The following is a 20,638-nucleotide window of genomic DNA, read 5'->3' on the forward strand; positions in this document are numbered from 1 at the left end:
TAAAAAGGATCAGGCCTGGGCGCGCTGGCCGGTCGCGACGCTCTCGGCGGGTGCCGCTTCCAGCACACGGCCACGGGTTTCCGGCAGGCACAGCGCGGCGATCACCGCGACGCCGTAGGCGATCCCGGCATCGATGCCGATGGCCGAGCCGAGGGACATCGAGTCGCTCATATGCCCCACCAGGAAGGGAAACACCGCCGACAGCACGCGCCCGAAGTTGTAGCAAAAGCCCACGCCGGCGCCGCGCACATCCGCCGGGTACAACTCGTTGAACAACGCCCCCAGGCTGGCCGGGATACCGGCGGCGAAAAAGCCCAGCGGGAAGCCAAGGAACAGCATCTGCGTATTGCTCAGCGGCAGGAACACATAGGCCTGCACGGTGATCACGCAGCACAGCGCAAACAGCACGATGTTCTTGCGGCGACCAATGCGGTCGATCAGCCAACCACTGGCGATGCAGCCACACCAGAAGGCAAAGATGATCACCGCCAGGTAGCCGCCCGAGTTGAGTACCGACAGGTTGCGCTCGGTCTTGAGAAAGGTCGGCAGCCAGGTCATCACCGCATGGTAACCACCGTGGGCACCCAGGCCCAGCAGGCCGCCGAACAGCGTGACGCGGATCAGCTCAGGGCGAAAGATGCCCGCCAGCGACTTGAAGAAACCCTGGGGAATCGCCTGTTCCTTTTGCAGGCGCTGAAAGCTGTCGGGTTCTTCAACGTTACGCCGCACCCAGATAATCAGGAACGACGGCAGCAGGCCCACCACGAACATCACCCGCCAGGCCATGTCCTGGGGCACAAACGAATAGATCAGCGCAAACACCCCGACCGCCACGCCCCAGCCCACGGCCCAGGCGCTCTGCACGGTGCCCATCACCTTGCCGCGATATTTCGGGTTGATGGTCTCGGCCATCAACACCGCGCCCGCCGCCCATTCACCACCGATGCCGAAGCCTTGCAGCGCCTTGACGATCAGCAGTTGGTGGAAGCCGGTGACGAACGCCGACAAAAACGTGAAGAACGAGAACCACAGGATCATCCACTGCAACGTGCGCACCCGACCGTATCGGTCGGACAAGGTACCGCCGACCCAACCGCCGATGGCCGAGGTCACGAGCGTGACGCCGCTGATCAGCCCCGCATCGCCCTTGCTCAAGGCGAAGGCGGCGATGAGTGCCGGGATCGCCAGGCCGAACATCTGCACTTCCAATGCATCCAGGGACCAGCCGCCGAAGCAGGCCCAGAACGTTTTGCGCTCCCGAGGAGTGACTTGGCGATACCAACTGAACATGATTTTTATCCTTATAGGTCAAACGCGAGGCAGCCGGGCGCGAACCGCGCCACAGCCGGGCCAGTGTTGGGCAAACAGTTAACGGTGCGGGTGTGCGATCAGCGAATGTCCACGCGGTAGCGGAAGTGTTCGGCATGCCCACGGGAGCGTCGCCACTCCAGGGGCTGGCCGGCGTAGTCGCGGGCCAGGCGCTCGATCACCACCACCGGGCTGTTGACCGGTACTTGCAGCAAGCGCGCGTACACCGCGTTGACCGATTCGGCCGTGAGGGTTTCCTCGGCCGAGGCCACCACCTGCCCGCAGGCACTCTCATACACCGGATACAGCAACGGGCCTTGCGCGGCCAGGTCGATGTCGAGCAGCGCCTGGAAGCGTGCGCGCGGCAGCCAGATTTCTTCGGCGAGCAGCGGCTGCACGTCAAACAGACGGGTCCGGACGATACGGATCACTTGGGCTTCGGGGGCCAGGCCCAGCGCCTCGCTGACCGCCGACGGCGCGGCCACGGACTCGACCGTGAGGATGCGGCTTTGCGGCACCTGACGCTCGCCCGACGGGCCTTGAAAACGGAAAAAGCGAAACAGCGACGACTGGAATTGCGGACGGCGCACAAAGGTGCCACGGCCCTGCTGACGCTCCAGAATGCCCTCGCTCACCAGCGCATCCACGGCCTTGCGCACGGTGCCGGTGGACAGCGCATACTCGGCGGACAACACCGCTTCGGTGGGAATCGCCTCGCCGGGGCGCCAGCGATTGTTGGCGATCTGCTCGATCAGCTGGTCGCGCAAGCGTTGGTAAAGCGGCAGGCGGGCATCACTGGACAGCGTATTCATGGGGTCACATTCACTTTGTTATGTAGTCATATATATGAATATGACCGGAGTATTCTTCCGTCGGGTGACGCCTGTCAAGCGCATCACCGCAAAATGAAGATGAATGGTCGTTACTGCGCCGGGCGTTGTTGCTGCACCCACGCCTGCACGGAGGGCCGCTGCCACTGGCGTCGGGCGTATGCCACCAACTCGGCAGGCACGCTGTCACCGTTGAGGATCAGGCGATTGAGCATCACCGCCAGGTCCACATCAGCGATGCACCACTCACCGAACAAGTACGGCGGATTACCCGCCAACAGCGTCTGGGCCGCACTGATCAACTTCGTTGCCGCCGCTTGAGCCACAGGCGACAGTGCGGGCATCTTCTGCCCATAGAACACCACCATCGTCGAGCGCTCCTGACGGATCGGCAGCAAATCGCTGCGCAGCCATGCCTGGACCTGCCGCGCCCTCGCCCGCTGTTTTGGATCGGCCGGATACACCGGCACTTCAGGGTAGGCCTGCTCCAGGTACTCGGTGATCGCCGACGACTCCGACAAGGCGAAGTCGCCCTCCAGCAAGGTCGGTACGCGTTGGGTCAGGGACAGTTGGGCAAAGTCGGCCGCGTGCTGCTGCGCGGCATCCAGGTCCAGGGTGATCGTGTCGAACGCCAGGCCTTTTTCGCGCAGGGTCACGAACACCGACATGGCGTAGGGGCTGGTGTACAGATGATCCACATACAGGCGCATAACGATTCTCCTTGAGGGGGAACACCACGCTACGAGATGCGCCACAAGAAAGACAATGCGCTGTTTTTATGGGGGCATTCCTGGGTGGAATACCGGGTTAACCGGCAAATCCGCCCTCGTCCAGAAAGGCACGTTCTTCATCCGTGGTCTCACGCGCCAACACCTCGTTTCGATGAGGAAAACGCCCGAATTGCTCGATGATGCGCGCGTGTTCCTTGGCCCAATGGTAGGTGTTGGCGTCCAGTTGCCGGTTCAGGTCCAAGGAGCGCTGTTGATCGGCCGGGTCTTCCGAATGTTCGAATGGCAGATAGCAGAACGCACGCAACGCCGGTTCGACCTGCCGGTCCAGCCCGGCGTCCACCATGCGCTGGGCATACAGCCGTGCGAGCGGGTCGGTGGCGAACATATGGGCGGTGCCGCGGAAGGCATTGCGCGGGTACTGGTCGAGCAGGATCAGCAGCGCCAGGGCGCCGTGCGCCGAGTCCAGCCAGCTTTCCAGCTCACGCCGGGCCGCTTGCAGGTGGGCGGTGTGGAAGGTGTCGCGGAAGCTGGCGTCGAAGGCATCGTCCTTGGCGAACCAGCGTTTGGGGCCGGCGTGTTGCCAGAAGTCGATGACAGCCTGCGCAGTGGTCATGATGAGTACCTGGAAAGATAATTTAGCTGACGGTATCAGAATCCAATGTTATAGGATAACGCCCCCTTGCCGCCCTGCCCTGTGATCACGCCCATGACTGATGCTGTTCCCCTGCGCCAACGCCTGCTGTCCATCGACGCCCTGCGCGGCCTGGTGATCCTGTTCATGCTGCTCGACCACGTGCGCGAAACCTTCCTGCTGCACCGCCAGGTCAGCGACCCGATGACCATCGACAGCACCGAGCCCGCACTGTTTTTCAGCCGCACCCTCGCCCATCTGTGTGCGCCGGTGTTCGTGTTGCTCACCGGATTGTCGGCCTGGCTCTACGGCCAGAAGTACCAGGGCCGCCGCGATGTCTCGGCGTTCCTGTTCAAGCGCGGGCTGTTCCTGGTGGTGCTGGAATTCACCCTGGTCAACTTCGCCTGGACCTTCCAGTTGCCGCCCAGCGTGATCTACCTGCAGGTGATCTGGGCGATTGGCGTGAGCATGCTCGCCCTGGCGGCGCTGGTGTGGTTGCCGCGAGCGCTACTGATCGTGTTGGCGCTGCTGATCATTGGCGGGCATAACCTGCTGGACGGGGTGCACTTCGATACGGGGTCGGCCTTGCATATCCCGTGGACGATCCTGCATGAGCGCAGCTGGATCGAGGTGGGCGATTCGCTGCGGTTGCGCACGACCTACCCGGTGCTGCCGTGGATCGGCGTGATTGCATTGGGGTACAGCCTCGGCCCATGGTTTGCCAAAGACATGCAGCCGGCGCAGCGCCAGCGTTATCTGTGGCTGGGCGGTGCAAGTGCATTGATAGGGTTCGTGGTAGTGCGAGCGGTCAATGGGTATGGCGAAAGACCATGGCAAGCCTATGACAACGGCGTGCAAACCCTGATGAGCTTTTTCAACATCACCAAGTACCCGCCTTCGTTGTTGTTTCTGGCACTGACGCTGGGGATTGGGCTACTGCTGTTGCTGGCGTTCGAGAAGGCGGGAAGCAAGCGCTGGATCAGCATGCTCGCCACCTTCGGTGCAGCGCCTATGTTCTTCTATCTGCTGCACCTGTACGTGCTGAAAATCCTCTACGTCACGTGTGTGGCACTGTTTGGCCTGAATCACGGCAACTACTTCGGCTTCGACGGCATGGGCGCCATTTGGCTGGTGGCGTTGCTGCTGCCGCTGGCGCTGTACGCGCCGGTACATTGGTTCGCCGGGCTCAAGGCCCGGCGCCGCGACCTGGTCTGGCTCAAGTACCTGTAGAAACTCGATCTATGCGTGAGTCGAGGTGACAAGATCCATTCATGTTGCGACCAGATGCGCATAAAACGCGTGAAACATGAAATACGCACACACCGCCAGCGCCAGGCCCATGCAACGGTTGAACACGGTAAACGCCGACGCCCCGTTGATCCGCCGTCCCAGCATTGCGCCAAGCAACGCATAGAGCCAAGGCGCGCCAAACGCGCCAAAAGCCAGCAACGCCGACACCAGTGCAATCGACATCCCGGTGATATGCGCGGCCGGCAGCATGACGCTGGTGATCGGCAACACCGCCATGATGCCCTTGGGGTTGAGCAACTGGATCACCAGGCCGTTCCAGAACGTGAGGGTCTTGGCCGGTGCGGTAGAGACTTTTTCATCGACCACCGTGCGCGGTGAACACCTGATAAGCCAGGTACAAGGTGTACACGCCGCCAACCAACGAAATATAGGGCAACGCCACCTGGGAAATGATCGCCTCGCCGGTGTAGCCGAACAGCACGAACAACACCAGCATCGCGCAGCCCACGCCAATGAAAAACCCGGTGGAGCGCCGGAACTGACCGGTGAGCCCGGCGTTGAGGCCCATGAAATTCACGGGGCCGGGGCTGTACATGACGCTGAAGGCATAGAGGAAGATGTCCATGGAAGACCCGCAGTAGAAAGAGTGTGGCGAGTCTACTGAGGGGAAATGGGGGGATTCTTGTATGTTTGTGGTTGGGCTGGATGGGGAGGCTGCGCATCCGAGCGGGAGCAAGCTCACTCGCCACAGGTATAGTGTTTGCCGGATCCTTCAGGACAAAACCAGACATGGATGTATTCACCCAAGGCAGTTGCCTATGCGGCGCAATCACTTATCACGTTTCGACACCGCTCAAGGCCGTCACCCACTGCCACTGCAAAAAATGCCAGAAAGGGCATGGCGCTGCGTTCGCGACGTATGCCAGCGCGCGCCGATCAGAAGTGACGATCCGGGCTGTGCGTGACACGCTGAAAAGCTATGAATCTTCGCCAGGTATCACCCGTCAATTCTGCTCGGAATGTGGTTCATCGCTGTTCTGGAGCGACGCTGAAGGAAAGTATCCAGAGTGGATTTCGATTGCGCTGGGCACGCTCGATACCCCCTTCAAGGTAAAGAACCAGGCGCACAGTTGCATTGAGTCCAAGGCACCCTGGCTTGGTGGACAGTTCCTTTGAGTCCGCTCAACGCAAACGTCTCGATACGCAAACTGGAGCAACTCCCGGTGCAGATCCGAGCCCTCGAAGCACAGGCAGTCGCCGAAGGCTTCCGGTTCCTGACACGATTGATCACGGAGTGGGAAGACGGCTCCAATCGATTTGATCGGCCGGGTGAATGCTTTCTGGGAATGTTTTGTGACGGGCGGTTGATCGCCGTCGGTGGTCTTTCTTGTGATCTCGTCGCGGGATCAGGGGTTGGACGGCTTCGCCGGGTATACGTAGAACGTACTTACCGTGGGCGACAGGCTGGTAAGGCCTTGGTGGTGCCGCTGCTGGAAAATGCTGCCGTGCATTTTCACAAAGTACGTCTGTCCACCGACACATCGGAGGCCGCAGCTTTTTATGTTCGATGCGGTTTTGATCAGGTGGCTGATGACACCGCCACCCACGTAAAAAGCTTGAAAAACGGCTGAAACGGATGCTGCCGGCTGCGCAACACACAATAAAAATGGGGATCGTCGAGCTTCAGCGAGGCTACGATGGAGGTGTGTCAGCGGCATCTCTATCGGCAGTGCCGCCGTCATCGCGGCCTCGCTGGGGCTCGACGGCTCCCACAGTGGGTTTTGCAGTGCTTGAAAGGTCGTTACATCAACGGAATCGAATAACTCACGAACACCCGATTCTGATCCTGGTCCCGCGCCACTTCACTGCGCGACACACCGTTGCGCCAGCCGAACCCGACGTTCTTGAACGTGCCGCTCTGCACCACGTAATCCAGCGAGATATCGCGCTCCCACTCGCTGGCATCGTTGCCGCTGGCAGTGAGAATGTGCTCGCCCTTCAAGTACATCACCGACGCCTTCAGGCCCGGCACGCCAAGCGAGGCAAAGTCATAGGCGTATTGGGCAAAGGCCGTGCGTTCGCCGGCCTGGATGAAGGTCTGCACGGTACGGTCGGTGTAGAGGTACAGGCTGGAACCGCCCTCCCCTTTGTTGACCAGGCCGCCCTGGTTGAGTTGGGCGAAGTTGCTGTCATCCGAGACTTGCTGGTAACCGGCGGTAACCGCGTGCGGGCCCAGGGAGTAGATGAACGCTGCGCTCCAGGTGTTGTTGTCGATTTCACCCGTGCCGTTTTTGGTATAGCCGCCGAGCTTGTAGCCTTCGGCACGGCCGGCGACGCTGCTGTTCTTGCCGTCGGAGGTGGTCTTGAAGTAGCGCAGGTCGGTTTTCAATGAGCCGTAGTCGCCCAGGGGCAATACATGGATCAAACCGGCGAAGTGCTGTTGGTAATAGTCTTCGAGGTTGGCGTAGTAGTACTGGACCAGCAGGTCTTTGGTCACCTGGTAATCGGCACCGGCGTAGTTGAATTTATTGCTTTCCTGGGTGCCACCGGCCGCCGCCAGGCCGCTGCGGTCGCTGGAACCACGACCGGTGGTGTGCTGCAGTTGGCCGCCGATCAGGGTCAGGTTGTCGATGTCCTTGCTGGTGATCTGCCCGCCTTCGAACGACTGCGGCAACAGGCGCCCGTCGTTGCTCACCAGGATCGGCAGGTTCGGGCGCAGGTAGCCGTAGCGCAGTTCGCTCTTGGCGAAACGCGCCTTGGCCGTCGCGCCGCCACGGGCCCAGGTGTCGGCGGCCTTGCCGTCGTCGGTGGGGATCATCGAACTGCCCACATGACGACCGGCGCCACTGTCGAGGGTGACGCCGAGCATGCCCACGGCATCCAGGCCGAAGCCGACAGTGCCGTCGGTAAAGCCCGACTGGTAGTTGAGGATAAATGCCTGGCCCCATTCTTCGGTCTTCGACGGTGCGGCGGCGCCGTCACGGTTGTCGTTGTTGAAGTAGAAGTTGCGCAGGCTCAAGTTGGCTTTGCTGTCACTCAGAAAATCAGCCGAGGCCAGGGGGCTCAGGGCAATGCCCAGGCCGCCGGTCAATACGCTTAACACATGCAAAGTGGCTTTCATCACAACCTCAGTCAATTAATCCATGGGCGTCATAAAACGGATACGGCCCCGGGTACTCCCCGAACACGCCGTTGTGGCTGATCAAACCCTGCTGCGCCTCCCAGCGATGCAACAGATAGCCCGCCGGCTCCAGGTTGAAATGCGCGGGCGCCGCTTCTTGCAAATCCAGCACGATCTGGTGAGAGGTGCCGGGGCACACACAACTCAGGCTGCCGCCAAAACGCCGTTGCATCGGCCGGTGCAGATGGCCGCACAGCAGGCGCTCCACTTGCGCATGGCGGGCAACGACTTGCTCCAGGGCGCTGGCATTGATGAAGGGTTCGCGGTCCATGTGGCCGATGCCGCTGATGAACGGCGGGTGATGCAGGATCAGCAGGGTCGGCACCTCCGGGCGCAGCGCCAATTGCTCATCCAGCCAGTGCAGTTGACTGTCGAGCAATTGGCCGCCGTGGCCGCCGGGAATGGTCGAGTCGAGGCCGATCAGGCGCAGCGGATGGTGGTCGACCACCCAGTCCAACGGGCCCTCGGCGGACAACGGCAGATACGCGTGATCGCGGAACGCATCCAGCAACGGCCCACGGTTGTCGTGGTTGCCGGGCACCAGGTAGCACGGCATGTGCAGGCGCGCGAGTTCGGGGTGCAGCACGGCGTATTCATCGGCGCGGCCGAAGTCCACCAGGTCACCGCTGATGACCACGATATCGGGCCGTGGGTGGCTGGCGTTCAAGTGGTCGACGGCGCGGCGCAGTGCGCCTAACGTATCGACAACCCCGTAAGTGAGACGCTGGCCGGCTTTAAGGTGCAGGTCGCTGATCTGCGCGACGAGAAACGGACGATTCACGATAGAGTCTCAAGCATTCAGGGTGAACAACATGTGCGGCGCGATCGCCAGGGCAATCGGTGCGCCGACGGCGTACAGCTGGTTGTCGCTGCTGTCGACCAGCAGCGGTTGCGGGCCGCCCACATCCACCAGCAGGCGGCTTTGCGCGCCTTGGAAGAACTGCGCCAGCAGGTGGCCGTGCAAGTGCCCTTCGCTCTCCATCACCCTCAGGTGTTCGGGGCGGCAATAGACGGTGCTGGGCAGGTTGACGTCATGCCACGGCAACTCGCCGCCACAGACTTTCAAACCATGGGCCGATGGCTCGAGCACGGCAAAGGCATTGAGATTGCCGACAAAGCCCGCGACGAAGGCATTGGCCGGTTTCTGGTAGATGTCACGCGGACTGGCCAATTGCGCGACACGTCCGTGCTCCATCACCAGGATGCGGTCGCCCAGGGCCATGGCTTCGCCCTGGTCGTGGGTGACGAACACCGAGGTGATGCCCAGGCCTCGCAGCAGCTCGTTCAGCTCGCTGCGCAGGCGTTCGCGCAGTTGCGCATCGAGGGCGGCCAGCGGTTCGTCCAGCAGCAACACTTTCGGGCGCGGCGCCAACGCACGAGCCAAGGCCACACGCTGACGCTGGCCGCCGGAAAGTTCGTGGATGCTGCGCTGGCCGTGGTGCTGCAAGCCCACCAGTTCCAGCAATTCTTCGCAGCGCTTGTTGCGCTCCACCACCGCCATACCGCGAATCTTCAAGCCATAAACGATGTTCCCGGCCACATCCAGGTTGGGAAACAGTGCGTAGTTCTGGAACACCATGCCTACGTCGCGGCGTTCGATAGGAAGACGGGTCACGTCCTGGTCGCCGAACCACACCTGGCCTACATCCGGGCGTTCGAGGCCGGCGATCAGGCGCAAGGTGGTGGTCTTGCCGCAACCGGACGGGCCAAGAATGGCCAGGGTTTCGCCGCCTTCGACGGTCAGGTCCAGGTCATGCACGGCCACGGTGCCGTCGGCGAATGCCTTGCGACAGCCTTGCAAGCGGATAGTGATAGCGGTCATCGACGCTCTCCACGGGACAAACGGGCACTGATGGCCTGCAGCGCTATCAGCAGCGGCACGATCATCAGCAAAAAGATAAGGGTGTAGGCGCTGGCGATTTCCAGGCGCGCCGAGGCGTAGCTGTCAGCCAGGCCCACGGGCAAGGTCTTGGTCATCGGCGTGTGGAGCATCCAGGTCAGGTTGAATTCACCCAGTGACAAGGTGACCACCATCAACACGCCTGCCAGGATCCCGGCCCGGCAGTTGGGCACCACCACGCTGAAAAAACGCTTGATCGGACCGGCACCCAGGCTGGCCGCCGCTTCCTCCAGTACCGGCAACTGCTGGCGCTGCATCACCGCCATCACCGGGCGTACCAGGAACGGCAAGGTGAACAGCACATGGCCGACCAGGATGAACAGCCAACTGCTGCGAAAGGTGCCGAACTGGCCGTAGGTCAGCAGCAAGGCCAACGCACTGGCCAACCCCGGCATGGCCACCGGCAGCACCATCAACTCTTCGAAGGCGCGGCTGAAGCGGTTGTTCATGCGCACCAAGCCGTAGGCCGCCGGCACACCTATCACGCAGACGCACACTGCGCAGGCCAACGCCAGTTGCAGCGACAGCCACACGGTGGGCGAATACGCCTGCCACACCTGCACCAGCCAATCGAAGGTCAAGCCACTGGACAGCCCGACGAAGAAATTGCGGGTCAACCCGGCAAGCAGCGACATCAGCACTGGCACCAGCATGAAGGCGCACACCAACAGGGTGAACAGCAGTTGCAGCACAAACAGCGATGAGCGTTTCACAGCACAGTCCCCGAGTTCTTGACCAGGCGGCGCGTGAGCAGCAGCACGGCCCAGGTCACCGCGCCTAGCACCACCGACAATGCGGCCGCCACAGCGAAGTTGGCGTAGTTGGTGAACACGTTGTAGATCGCCACCGGGGTGACGTTCAGCCGCGTGCCCAAGGTAAAGGCGGTGCCGAACGCGCCCATGGAGGTGGCGAAACAGATCGCCCCGCAGGAGGCCAGCGCCGGCGCCAGGCCCGGCACGATCACATCGCACACCACCCGCCAATGTCCGGCACCCAGGGAATGCGCGGCCTCTTCCAGGCTGCGGTCGAGGCTCTCGCACGCGGCCATCACCGTGAGGATCACCCGCGGGATCGAGAAGTACAGGTACCCCACGAACAGCCCCGCCAGCGAGTAGGCAAAGATCCAGCGTTCACCGGCCAATTGCAGGCCCAGCGCGGCAAACAAGCCCTGGCGCCCGGCCAACAAGATCACCAAGAAGCCAACGACCACGCCGGGAAACGCTAGCGGAAACGTGAGCAACGCCACCAGCGCCGAGCGCCCGAAAAACTGCTGCCGGGCGAGAAACACGCCGCTGATACCGCCGATCAACAGCGCCACCAGCGTCACCACCACGGCCAGGACCAACGTTTGCCCCAGGCTGCCCAAGTACTGCGCGCTGCTGAGCACCTGCCAGTAGCCGCTGCCATGGCTGTCGCGGCTATCGGCGCCAAGCACCATCAGGTGCGCCAGCGGCAGCAGCCAGAACGCGAGCAGCACCGCAAAGGCCGGGGCCAGCGCCCACGCGGCGTGTCTTGCCGATGCTGCCACTTACTTGACCTCGTTCAGGTAACGGGCGGCGAAGGCTTCCTGCACAGCGGCCATTTTTTCGTAGTCCACCACGCCGGCACGGGCGTAGTCGCCGTCGGGCAGGAACTGTGCGGCGACGTCAGCCGGCATCTTCATCGGCCGTACCGGGCGCAGGTAGGCTTTGGCCCAGAGCGCCTGGCCTTCGTCCGACAGCACGAAGTCGAGGACCTTTTCTGCGTTGGCGCGGTGCGGCGCGTTGGCCACCAGGCTCATCACGTAGGGCACGCTGATGCTGCCTTCCTGGGGGATCACGAAGGCGACGTTGGCCTTGTCTTTGTAGCGCGCGCGATAGGCGTTGAAGTCGTAGTCCACCAGGATTGGCAACTCGCCCGACAGCACCCGCGCATAAGCGGTCTGTTTGGGCACGATGGGCGCGTTTTTCGCCAGCTTCTGGAAGTAGTCGATGGCCGGCGCGAAGTTGTCCAGGTCGCCGCCCATGGCGCGGTTGATCGCCACCGCCGAGACGTACCCGACAAACGCGCTGGACGGGTCGAGGTAACCGACCATGCCTTTGTATTCAGGCTTGAGCAGGTCGGCCCAGCTTTGCGGCACCGGCAGACCGCCGAGTGCATCGACGTTGACCATGATGCCCAAGGTGCCGGAGTGAATCGCGAACCAATGGCCGGCCGGGTCTTTCAGCCCGGCGGGAATCTGCTCCCAGGCCTTGGGTTTGTAGGTGTCGACCACCTCGGCTTTTTGCGCCTGCAGGCCGAAGGTCACGCCGTAGTAAACGACGTCGGCCACCGGTGCGGCTTTCTCTGCCACCAACTGTGCCAGGGATTGGCCGGAGTTCTTGTTGTCCAGCGGCACTTGCACACCGGTGCTGGCGGCGATGGCCTTGAGCTGGGTGCCCCAGTCGGCCCAGTCCGGCGGGCAGTTGTAGCAGATCGCGGTTTCGGCGGCCTGGGCCAGGCTGGCCGCACCGCACAGCAGCACGGCTGCCAGGGTTTTACGGAGTGCGCGCATCAGGGGTTTCCTCGTGGGGTTGAGTGCTTTCGCCCGGCCGGATATGGCAAGGCAGGCAGTGAGACGTCGGGGCATTGCCGGCGATCTGCGCCAGCAGTTGGTCAATCACAGTGCTGGCGAGCAGCGCGATGGGCTGCACCACGCTGCACAGGGTCGGGTGCATCTGGGTGCCAAGGCTGATGCCATCGAAGCCCATCACCGAGAGTTGCCCGGGCACGTTCCAGGCGTTGCGACGCAGTTCGGCGATCAGGCTGATCGCCAGGAAGTCGTTGGAACACACCAGTGCGGAGGGTGCCTCAGGGCCTTGCAGACAAGGTTCGATGGCGGCGAATTCGGCCTGGGTATGGGCTGGCATTTCGATCACTGTGCGGGGCTCGAGGCCGTATTCGCGCATCGCATCGCAATAGCCGGCGTAGCGCAGGCGCGCACGGTCCGACTGCAGCGCGGGGCCGGCGACCATACTGATGCGGCGGTGCCCGGCTTCGAGCAGGTAGCGCGTGGCCAGGGCCATGCCGGCGCGGTTGTCCACCGACACGGCGCTGTAGTTGGGGTTGCTGGGTTGGTGGTAGGCCAGCACAAACGGGGTTTTCTCAGTATTCAGGCTGCTGAGCACCACGTTGCTTTCAGCATCGGTGACCGTCAGCACCAGGCCGTCCACGCGCTGGCGCAACAGCTCTTCCACCACAATGCTTTCGCGCTCGCTGCTGTAGTCGGTAGTCGCCAGCAACAGGCTATAACCACGTAACCGTGCCGCGCGCTCCATGGCCTGGAACTGTTCGGCGAACACCGGGTTGAGCAGGTTGGGCACCACCACGCCGATCAACTGGGTGGTTTGCAGGCGCAATTGGCGGCCCAGCAGATTGGGCCGGAAGCCCAACTCGCGGGCGGCGGCGAACACCTGCTCACGGGTGGTCGGGCGCACCTGGTCGGGGGAGGCAAAAGTGCGGGCGGCGGTGGCGCGGGATACCCCGGCCAACCGTGCTACGTCTTTCAAGTCAGTCATTGTCACTCGCTTGAGATCGATCTCATTGGCGAGGACAGTAATGGGGAAATGTGGCAGTTCGGCGGTAAGGTGATGACAGTTTGATGTCGATGAACCCGATAGACAGGGGCCAAACTGTGGGAGGGGGATTGCCCCCGATGGCAGTGGGTCAGTACTGGATTGGGTGGCTGACACACTGCTATCGGGGGCAAGCCCCCCCCCACATTGGACCGGTGCCCATCCATAGATGGTCATACTCGGAGGGTAGGGTCACAAACCGGGCGCGCAAAATCCGCCCACTAACCTTTCGATTCGATCCAAGTGCGGGCACAATGCGTGTCCTTTTTTGGCAGGCACCGCCGCAGGCTCTCAAAAATGATCAAAACGCCGTACTACCTCATCGATAAACAGAAACTTCTGGTCAACATGCAGAAGATTGCTTACGTGCGCGAACAGTCCGGCGCCAAGGCCCTGCTGGCGCTCAAGTGCTTTGCCACCTGGTCGGTGTTCGACCTGATGCAGCAATACATGGACGGCACCACCTCGTCGTCGCTGTACGAGTTGAAGCTCGGCCGCCAGAAGTTCGAAGGTGAGGCGCACGCCTACAGCGTGGCCTGGGCCGACGATGAAATCGAAGAGATGCTGGATAACTGCGACAAGATCATCTTCAACTCCATCAGCCAGCTGCAGCGTTTTGCCGAACGTTCCGAGGGCAAGACCCGCGGCCTGCGCGTCAACCCACAGGTGAGCAGCTCCGACTACCTGCTGGCCGATCCGGCGCGTCCGTTCAGTCGCCTGGGCGAATGGGACCCGGTGAAGATCGAAGGCGTGATCGAGCAGATCTCCGGCTTCATGTTCCACAACAACTGCGAAAACGGCGACTTCAGCCTGTTCGACAAGATGCTTGGCGTCATCGAAGAGCGCTTCGGCGCGCTGCTGCACAAGGTCGAATGGGTCAGCCTTGGCGGTGGCATTCACTTCACCGGTGAAGACTATGCCGTGGACGCGTTCTGCGCGCGCTTGAAGGCGTTCTCCGAGAAGTACGGCGTGCAGGTGTACCTGGAACCCGGCGAAGCGGCGATCACCAACAGCGCTTCCCTGGAAGTCACCGTGCTCGACACCCTCTACAACGGCAAGAACCTCGCCGTGGTCGACAGCTCCATCGAAGCCCACCTGCTGGACCTGCTGATCTACCGCCTCAACGCCAAGCTGGCGCCGAGCGACGGTGAACACACCTACATGGTGTGCGGCAAATCCTGCCTGGCCGGGGACATCTTCGGCGAGTATCAATTTGATCGTCCGCTGGCCATCGGCGATCGGCTGTCGTTCATCGACACTGCAGGCTACACCATGGTCAAGAAAAACTGGTTCAACGGCCTGAAAATGCCGTCCATCGTAGTGAAACAACTCGACGGTACAGTCGAGGTGGTTCGTGAATTTGGTTACGACGACTACCTGTCCAGCCTTTCGTAAGCTGGCGGATAAAGGAGAGATAAAGCAATTGAAAAAGAACGTTCTTATCATTGGTGCAGGAGGTGTCGCCAAGGTGGTGGCCCACAAGTGCGCGCAGCACAACGACGAACTCGGTCGTATTGCTATCGCGTCGCGCAACATCTCCAAATGCCAGGCCATCATCGACAGCGTCAAGGCCAAGGGTAGCCTCAAGCTACCCGCCGACATCCAAGCCTTCGCGCTGAACGCCCTGGACGTGGAAGCGACCAAGGCCCTGATCCGCGAGACACAATCGCAGATCGTCATCAACGTAGGTTCCGCGTTCCTCAACATGTCGGTACTGCGTGCCTGCATCGACACCGGCGTTGCCTACCTCGACACCGCCATCCACGAAGAGCCGGGCAAGGTCTGCGAGACCCCGCCGTGGTACGGCAACTACGAATGGAACCACCTGGAAGAGTGCAAACAGAAGAACATCACCGCCATCCTTGGCGTGGGCTTCGACCCGGGTGTCGTCAACGCGTACGCCGCGCTGGCGCAGCAACAGCATTTCGACCGCATTGATTCGATCGACATTCTCGACGTCAATGCCGGCTCCCATGGCAAATATTTCGCCACCAACTTCGACCCGGAAATCAACTTCCGCGAGTTCACCGGACAGGTGTGGAGCTGGCAGAACAGCCAGTGGACCAGCAACACCATGTTCGAAGTCAAACGCACCGATGACCTGCCGGTTGTCGGTTCGCAGAACCTCTACCTCACCGGTCACGATGAAGTGCACTCGCTGTCGAAAAACCTCGACGTGCCCAACGTGCGTTTCTGGATGAGCTTCGGCGAACACTACATCAACGTGTTCACCGTGCTGAAAAACCTCGGCCTGCTCTCCGAAAAACCGGTCACCACCGCCGAAGGCCTGGAAGTCGTGCCGCTGAAACTGGTCAAGGCCGTACTGCCCGACCCGTCTTCGCTGGCACCGGGCTACACCGGCAAGACCTGCATCGGTGACCTGGTCAAGGGCACCAAGAACGGCCAGCCCCACGAGATGTTCATCTACAACGTGGCGTGCCATGAAGAAGCCTTTGCCGAGACCGACAGCCAGGGCATCTCCTACACCGCAGGCGTGCCACCAGTGGCCGCAGCGCTGCTGGTGGCCCGTGGCGAGTGGGATGTGAAGCACATGGCCAACGTCGAGGAACTGCCGGCCGAACCGTTCCTGAAAGCGCTGGATGTGATGGGGTTGCCGACTCGAATTAAAGACGAGAACGGTGATCGGGCTTGGGATGCGATTGCCTGATAGGCGATAGCGGCCCGAACAAAAAAATGCGCCCTCTGGGGCGCATTTTTTGTTTGGGGCAAACACAGCCCTCACGACCAATGAGGTCAACTGTGGGAGGGGGCTTGCCCCCGATGGCGGTGTGTCAGTCAACACATATATCAGCAGACACACTGCTATCGGGAGCCCCCCCCTCCCACAGTTGAATTTCCAGAGTCTGTTATTCCAGATTCCGAGCCTAATTGCTCAGTGGCCTTGAACACTGCAAAAGCGCCGTTACACCGTGCATGACCTACTGCCCCCAAACACTTAATTTGGAGTGACGCCCTGTGGTGGTAGTAACCAATGCCGTGTAGTGGTCCACCCCAAAAAGACCCTCGCACCGTCGGCGGTCTGACCTTGCTGAGACAACACTTCGCCTGCGGCAGCCTTGCGCAAACCGATCATCACTGGCAGAAACCTTTCGCGGAAAGCCTGTGGTTGCTTAGCGAAAAAAGCCTCGATCGACTTCAAGGCCTCTTTGCATTCATGCTCCTCAAGCATTGCGAGGTAAAACACCATCTGGCGCCAGGCATAAGCTGTGTTCTTGAGCATAATCAATCGAGCATGATAGAGACCGGTGTGCATCTGCTGCCGTTTGCAGACCCACTCAAAACTCGCCTGGGCCATGCCCCCTAGCCGAGTACTCAGCAAACCTTTCAACCCGAGCTCGTCGAAAATCAGCGCAAGGTTTTGCGTCGTTAAAATCTGCTGTTGCTCAAGGATCGTGCCATTGGTTGCAGGGTGCCAAGTGCCCAGCTCTGCCCCAGCCCGCTTTGCGCATAAGGCAGCAAAAGCCTCATTTGCACCTCGCGCACGCCGTCGCCCTCTTGTGACGAAGCCAGCCAGTTCGTCGGTATCGATAGAGTAGTAACGTGCATAAAGGGAGCCTGCGATTACCCGACTCGCTCGCCGAGCAGTGTCAGCGAACTTGGTTGAGAACTGCCCCATGAAGATATCTGCAGCGACCTCCTCCACAAAGGGAAGGTCCAGCTCCGCAGTGTCCACCAGCGTTCCAAATTCCTGGAGAAGCTTGTTAGGAAGGATGGCGTAGGGGAACGCATGAAGCGTCAATGCCGAAGACTCAACGAGAGCCTGGCTCGCTGCACCCGCTGCCCCGGTACCTGACTGTCGATCACCCTCAATGGCTGCAATCCAAGGCAACTCACTGAAGCCCACCTGACGTTGAAGATTCAATAGCAACAACGAACGCCTAAGGCGGAAAGCCTGATAGGTGGAGGCATAGACCTTCCTCAACGCTTCGTCGTGCAGCCCTGCGCTACTCAGCTGTGCGGTCATCGCGGGCAGTACTCGTGCGACTGTGTCACCCGAAGTAATCAGCCCATGCTCAATCAACTCCCTGATTGTTCCGCTGCGACAGCGTTGAACACGTCGCAGAATTGGCGCGGGTATCGCGACACCTTCGCCCAGTGCGCAATCCACCGCCTCTTGAACATCAAGCGGCTTGGCCAAATCGGCAAAATCAAAGATGCCACTGTGTGCGGGGTACTTAGAGAGGCGCTTTGCGACGGCACGCGCGATCAGATGATGCTCTGGTCCTGATACCTGGCGAAGCTGGTCCTCCCGGAACGCGAGGTGAGAGCCGGAAGCCGGCGCACCATGTTTGCGCACAAAGTCATCGACTATTCGCCGTATGCGACCCACCTGACGCCCTGTAAGCGACTCTACATCGCGAGAGCATTGCTCTAGCAACAGAAACAATTCCGCTACACGATCAGGAGAGCGTTTGTTGATCCCGAGTTGTTCATAACGCATAGCCAATTCGGCTGCCTGTTCGTGCCACTTTGCCGGGAAGATACGGCATGGCCAGCCCACCTGGTACGTCAGGAGGAAATGCGCGACAGCTGAATCATAAAGAGGTAGACGGGCTTCGATCGCCTGTTTCTGAGCAACGATTTGAGCCCGCGGTGGCAAGGTTGAAAGTAACTGCTTGACCTCACCTGCATTGGCGATGTGGACGTGCGTAGCTGATACCGGTAGCTGTGCGGACGTTGCCGGAAAGAAACGCAATCGGTCGAAAAACGGAACAATCACGTCTAGCAGTGCCCTGGCCTCGTCGTTGCGACGCTGGCTCGACAGCCATGCCACGGTCAGTAACGCGGCTTCTTCCGGAACATCAACGCGATAGTCACAACGGGTCAGACGCTGTTGCAGATGTTCAAGGCCTTCGTCCGTCAGATGCCAAGTGTTGAGATCCAGCCGCTCAAACCCTTTGCGAATACCGGGAATAGAAGCGGCCAATTCACGCTCATAGTCAGTCAACTCACCACCTGCCAACAGATTGCCGGTGGCAAAGCCGCCTGTAATGACTTCCAGCGTAACCCAGGCGGGTATCTCAGCCAGCGGGGTTCGCGAACCATACTCGGCAGTACCTTGCAGCATATGTGCAATCACTTGTTCCCAGCGTGAGATACGTCTGCGAGCGTTGAAACGAGCAAGAGGGCCAGGGGTATGATCGTGTGCGATCAATGCCTTGGAAAGTTGGAAGACCGCATAACCTGCGTCCATGCCAGTCGCTCCATGTGCTCTGGAGATGTGTCCAGATTGACTTTGAATATGATGGGTCCGGAGGCTGGATTCGAACCAGCGCCCACCCGGTTAAGAGCCGAGTGTTCTACCGCTGAACTACTCCGGAACAGGGGTCGCATTGTCGGGCAACCGCTAAAGAATGTGAAGATCGCAGGTCATCATTAAGCAATGGCTGACGACACTGAGCTTTTTTCTGTCACGCGATGCGCCCCAAGGGGCGCATTTTTGTTTGGGCGGGTTTTGCTCTAATGCCAAGCAGTTAGGCGCAATACAACCTCTGTGGTGAGCGGGCTTGCCCCGCGCTGGGCTGCGAAGCGCCCCTAACTCGGCCGACGCGTTCTTCCAGGAAGCGCACAGTTGCCTGGCTTTGGGGCTGCTTCGCAGCCCAGCGCGGGGCAAGCCCGCTCACCACAAGTATGTGGCAGCCTGTCGTTTCCTTAACTGACTGGCATCAGAGCAAGCCCCCTTCCGCATGGCTCATTGCTGTGTTCAGAGATTTCCCACAAAGCTTTCAGGTTGTCTCTGGGAACTTCGCTGGCTAACCTCTTCGCCGTCGCTGCCCATTCAGCGGCCGGATTTGACCGTCCGACTACAAAGAGCAACTGCGCCAAAACCGATTCAAGGCGTTTTTTTTGCGCCTGATGTATCGTGTCGCGGCAGCTGTACGCGGGATACCTTCGGGTATGCCGGTTTTGCTTCTTTGGCCGGTCGGTCAACCCGCGTATAGCTGCCACCCTTTTCGTTTGACCGCGAATCGTGGCAGCCCCATTTACAAAGGAGCGCCACCATGATCAAAGACAGTCCAAATCCCCCAACCACCCCCTTCACCCTCCACCCCAACCTGGGCACCGAAACCCTGCTGGCCAATGCCTCGCAAGACCTGGCCTGCCTCAACGACATCGCCGCCCACCTCGCCTTTGAAGTCGATGGCGCTCAACGCAACGTAGCGTTGGGTATCTGCCGCCTGCTCGAAGGTGTGCAACTGCTGGTGGACAAGGCGTTGGACCAGGCACATCCGGCGGCATGATCGAACAACTCTCTCAAGCCCAATGAATATCCAAATGTGGGAGGGGGCTTGCCCCCGATAGCAGTGGGTCAGTGAAGAATAGGCTGGCTGACACACCGTCATCGGGGGCAAGCCCCCTCCCACAATTGAATCTAGGGCGACTGCTATTCCAAGTTCCGCGCCGAATTGCTCAGCGCCCTTGAACACTGCAACAACGCCGGCGCCAACTGCCGTTCCGCATCCGCCCTGCTCCACCGACTGGTCGGCGCCACCACATGCACCGCCGCCACCGGCCGGCCATTCGCACCCAACACTGGCGCGCCAATGGTCATATCACCCAGGAACAACTCCTGGCCATTCACCGCATAGCCCTGCTCGCGCACCTGTTGCAGCGACTCCAGAATCTGCTCGACGTCCGTCAGCGTCTGGCTAGTGTGGGCGATGCGCTGGCTGTTCTCGATCAACACCAACGCCTCATCCATCGGCAACGCGCTCAAATACGCCCGGCCCGACGCTGTGCAGTACATCGGCACCCGCGAGCCAATCGGCATATGCACCGGCACAAAACCTGAACTCACGAAGCGCGCGATATAGGTCATGTCGTAGCCCGCAGGCTCGGTGAGGCACGAGGTCTCCCCCGTCAGCCGGGTCAACTCCGATAGAAACGGGTTGGCCACCTCAATCAACGAATGCGCATCCAGGTAACTGAAGCCCAACTCCAACACCCGTGGTGTGAGTTGGTAATGACGTGTGCGGGAGTGTTTCCGAAGGTAACCCAGGCTTTCGAGGGTAAACACCATGCGCTGGGCCGAGCTTTTGGTCATGCCGGCAGCCTCGGCCACCTCTGCAAGGCTCATGCTGCGGCGCTGTGCGCTGAATGCCTTGAGCACCGACAGGCCTTTTTCCAGGGATTGGTTGTGCAAGCTGTTGCGTTCTTCGGACATGGCGAACTCGCGGTTGGGTCGATCAGG

The 20,638-nt window shown here is 60.8% G+C and carries 19 protein-coding genes, 1 tRNA gene and 1 pseudogene; 6 read left to right on the forward strand and 15 right to left on the reverse strand.

The window, feature by feature from the left end; all coding sequences use genetic code 11:
• Window positions 1–9: 9 nt before the first annotated feature.
• The 4 genes from M2497_RS18325 to M2497_RS18340 all read right to left on the reverse strand — a co-directional run bounded on the left by M2497_RS18325 (window position 10) and on the right by M2497_RS18340 (window position 3,482).
• Window positions 10–1,290, reverse strand: coding sequence for an MFS transporter (locus tag M2497_RS18325; protein ID WP_248482165.1), 1,281 nt, complete (start codon window positions 1,288–1,290; stop codon window positions 10–12).
• A 98-nt stretch (window positions 1,291–1,388) separates the two neighbouring features.
• On the reverse strand, window positions 1,389–2,120 hold the full coding sequence (locus tag M2497_RS18330) for a GntR family transcriptional regulator (RefSeq protein ID WP_248482167.1): 732 nt from the start codon (window positions 2,118–2,120) through the stop codon (window positions 1,389–1,391).
• Between the two features lie 110 nt (window positions 2,121–2,230).
• Entirely contained in the window at window positions 2,231–2,848 is a 618-nt protein-coding gene (gene yfcF, locus M2497_RS18335) for a glutathione transferase (protein ID WP_248482168.1), read from the reverse strand.
• 97 nt (window positions 2,849–2,945) lie between these two features.
• Window positions 2,946–3,482: a DUF924 family protein gene (locus M2497_RS18340; RefSeq protein ID WP_248482169.1), complete on the reverse strand. Its 537-nt coding sequence runs from the start codon at window positions 3,480–3,482 to the stop codon at window positions 2,946–2,948.
• A gap of 93 nt (window positions 3,483–3,575) precedes the next feature.
• Here M2497_RS18340 and M2497_RS18345 point away from each other — a divergent pair, with 93 nt between their 5' ends.
• Complete coding sequence (locus M2497_RS18345; protein WP_248482170.1) at window positions 3,576–4,730, forward strand: DUF1624 domain-containing protein; 1,155 nt, start codon at window positions 3,576–3,578, stop codon at window positions 4,728–4,730.
• A 39-nt stretch (window positions 4,731–4,769) separates the two neighbouring features.
• On the opposite strand, the pseudogene M2497_RS18350 reads toward M2497_RS18345, so the two are convergent.
• A pseudogene (locus M2497_RS18350) lies at window positions 4,770–5,376 on the reverse strand (LysE family transporter).
• 164 nt (window positions 5,377–5,540) lie between these two features.
• Between M2497_RS18350 and M2497_RS18355 the strand changes: the two are divergent.
• On the forward strand, window positions 5,541–5,927 hold the full coding sequence (locus tag M2497_RS18355; protein WP_083351464.1) for a GFA family protein: 387 nt from the start codon (window positions 5,541–5,543) through the stop codon (window positions 5,925–5,927).
• The gene (locus tag M2497_RS18360; protein ID WP_248482171.1) at window positions 5,924–6,382 is read left to right on the forward strand and encodes a GNAT family N-acetyltransferase; all 459 of its coding nucleotides are present in this window, start codon (window positions 5,924–5,926) and stop codon (window positions 6,380–6,382) included. The genes M2497_RS18355 and M2497_RS18360 overlap by 4 nt, the downstream gene beginning before the upstream one ends.
• Window positions 6,383–6,552: 170 nt before the next feature.
• Here M2497_RS18360 and M2497_RS18365 read toward each other — a convergent pair whose 3' ends face one another.
• The 7 genes from M2497_RS18365 to M2497_RS18395 are packed head-to-tail and all read right to left on the reverse strand — an operon-like array spanning window position 6,553 to window position 13,368.
• Entirely contained in the window at window positions 6,553–7,872 is a 1,320-nt protein-coding gene (locus tag M2497_RS18365; RefSeq protein WP_248482172.1) for an OprD family porin, read from the reverse strand.
• A 7-nt stretch (window positions 7,873–7,879) separates the two neighbouring features.
• A complete protein-coding gene (locus M2497_RS18370) occupies window positions 7,880–8,713 on the reverse strand; it encodes a phosphodiesterase (RefSeq protein ID WP_248482173.1) in 834 nt (277 codons plus the stop codon).
• Window positions 8,714–8,722: 9 nt separating this feature from the next.
• Window positions 8,723–9,754, reverse strand: coding sequence for an ABC transporter ATP-binding protein (locus tag M2497_RS18375; RefSeq protein ID WP_248482174.1), 1,032 nt, complete (start codon window positions 9,752–9,754; stop codon window positions 8,723–8,725).
• Complete coding sequence (locus tag M2497_RS18380) at window positions 9,751–10,545, reverse strand: ABC transporter permease subunit (RefSeq protein ID WP_248482176.1); 795 nt, start codon at window positions 10,543–10,545, stop codon at window positions 9,751–9,753. The genes M2497_RS18375 and M2497_RS18380 overlap by 4 nt, the downstream gene beginning before the upstream one ends.
• Window positions 10,542–11,360, reverse strand: a complete 819-nt coding sequence (locus M2497_RS18385) for an ABC transporter permease (RefSeq protein ID WP_248482178.1) — start codon at window positions 11,358–11,360, stop codon at window positions 10,542–10,544. The genes M2497_RS18380 and M2497_RS18385 overlap by 4 nt, the downstream gene beginning before the upstream one ends.
• Complete coding sequence (locus M2497_RS18390) at window positions 11,361–12,365, reverse strand: ABC transporter substrate-binding protein (RefSeq protein ID WP_248482180.1); 1,005 nt, start codon at window positions 12,363–12,365, stop codon at window positions 11,361–11,363.
• Window positions 12,349–13,368, reverse strand: a complete 1,020-nt coding sequence (locus M2497_RS18395; protein ID WP_248482182.1) for a LacI family DNA-binding transcriptional regulator — start codon at window positions 13,366–13,368, stop codon at window positions 12,349–12,351. The genes M2497_RS18390 and M2497_RS18395 overlap by 17 nt, the downstream gene beginning before the upstream one ends.
• A 354-nt stretch (window positions 13,369–13,722) precedes the next feature.
• Between M2497_RS18395 and M2497_RS18400 the strand changes: the two genes are divergently transcribed.
• Window positions 13,723–14,820 (forward strand): carboxynorspermidine decarboxylase, encoded by a 1,098-nt coding sequence (locus M2497_RS18400; protein ID WP_248482184.1) that lies wholly within the window; start codon window positions 13,723–13,725, stop codon window positions 14,818–14,820.
• A gap of 28 nt (window positions 14,821–14,848) precedes the next feature.
• Window positions 14,849–16,093: a saccharopine dehydrogenase family protein gene (locus M2497_RS18405; RefSeq protein ID WP_248482186.1), complete on the forward strand. Its 1,245-nt coding sequence runs from the start codon at window positions 14,849–14,851 to the stop codon at window positions 16,091–16,093.
• 288 nt (window positions 16,094–16,381) lie between these two features.
• Here M2497_RS18405 and M2497_RS18410 read toward each other — a convergent pair whose 3' ends face one another.
• Window positions 16,382–18,640, reverse strand: coding sequence for a hypothetical protein (locus M2497_RS18410; protein ID WP_248482188.1), 2,259 nt, complete (start codon window positions 18,638–18,640; stop codon window positions 16,382–16,384).
• A 52-nt stretch (window positions 18,641–18,692) separates the two neighbouring features.
• Window positions 18,693–18,767, reverse strand: a tRNA-Lys gene (locus M2497_RS18415).
• A gap of 681 nt (window positions 18,768–19,448) precedes the next feature.
• On the opposite strand from M2497_RS18415, the gene M2497_RS18420 reads away from it, so the two are divergent.
• Complete coding sequence (locus M2497_RS18420; protein WP_248482189.1) at window positions 19,449–19,688, forward strand: DUF6124 family protein; 240 nt, start codon at window positions 19,449–19,451, stop codon at window positions 19,686–19,688.
• Window positions 19,689–19,831: 143 nt separating this feature from the next.
• Here M2497_RS18420 and M2497_RS18425 read toward each other — a convergent pair whose 3' ends face one another.
• Entirely contained in the window at window positions 19,832–20,611 is a 780-nt protein-coding gene (locus M2497_RS18425) for an IclR family transcriptional regulator (RefSeq protein WP_248488226.1), read from the reverse strand.
• Window positions 20,612–20,638 lie beyond the last annotated feature (27 nt).

Origin of the sequence: Pseudomonas sp. CYM-20-01 (assembly GCF_023169845.1) — a bacterium.
Classification (GTDB): domain Bacteria; phylum Pseudomonadota; class Gammaproteobacteria; order Pseudomonadales; family Pseudomonadaceae; genus Aquipseudomonas; species Aquipseudomonas azotoformans.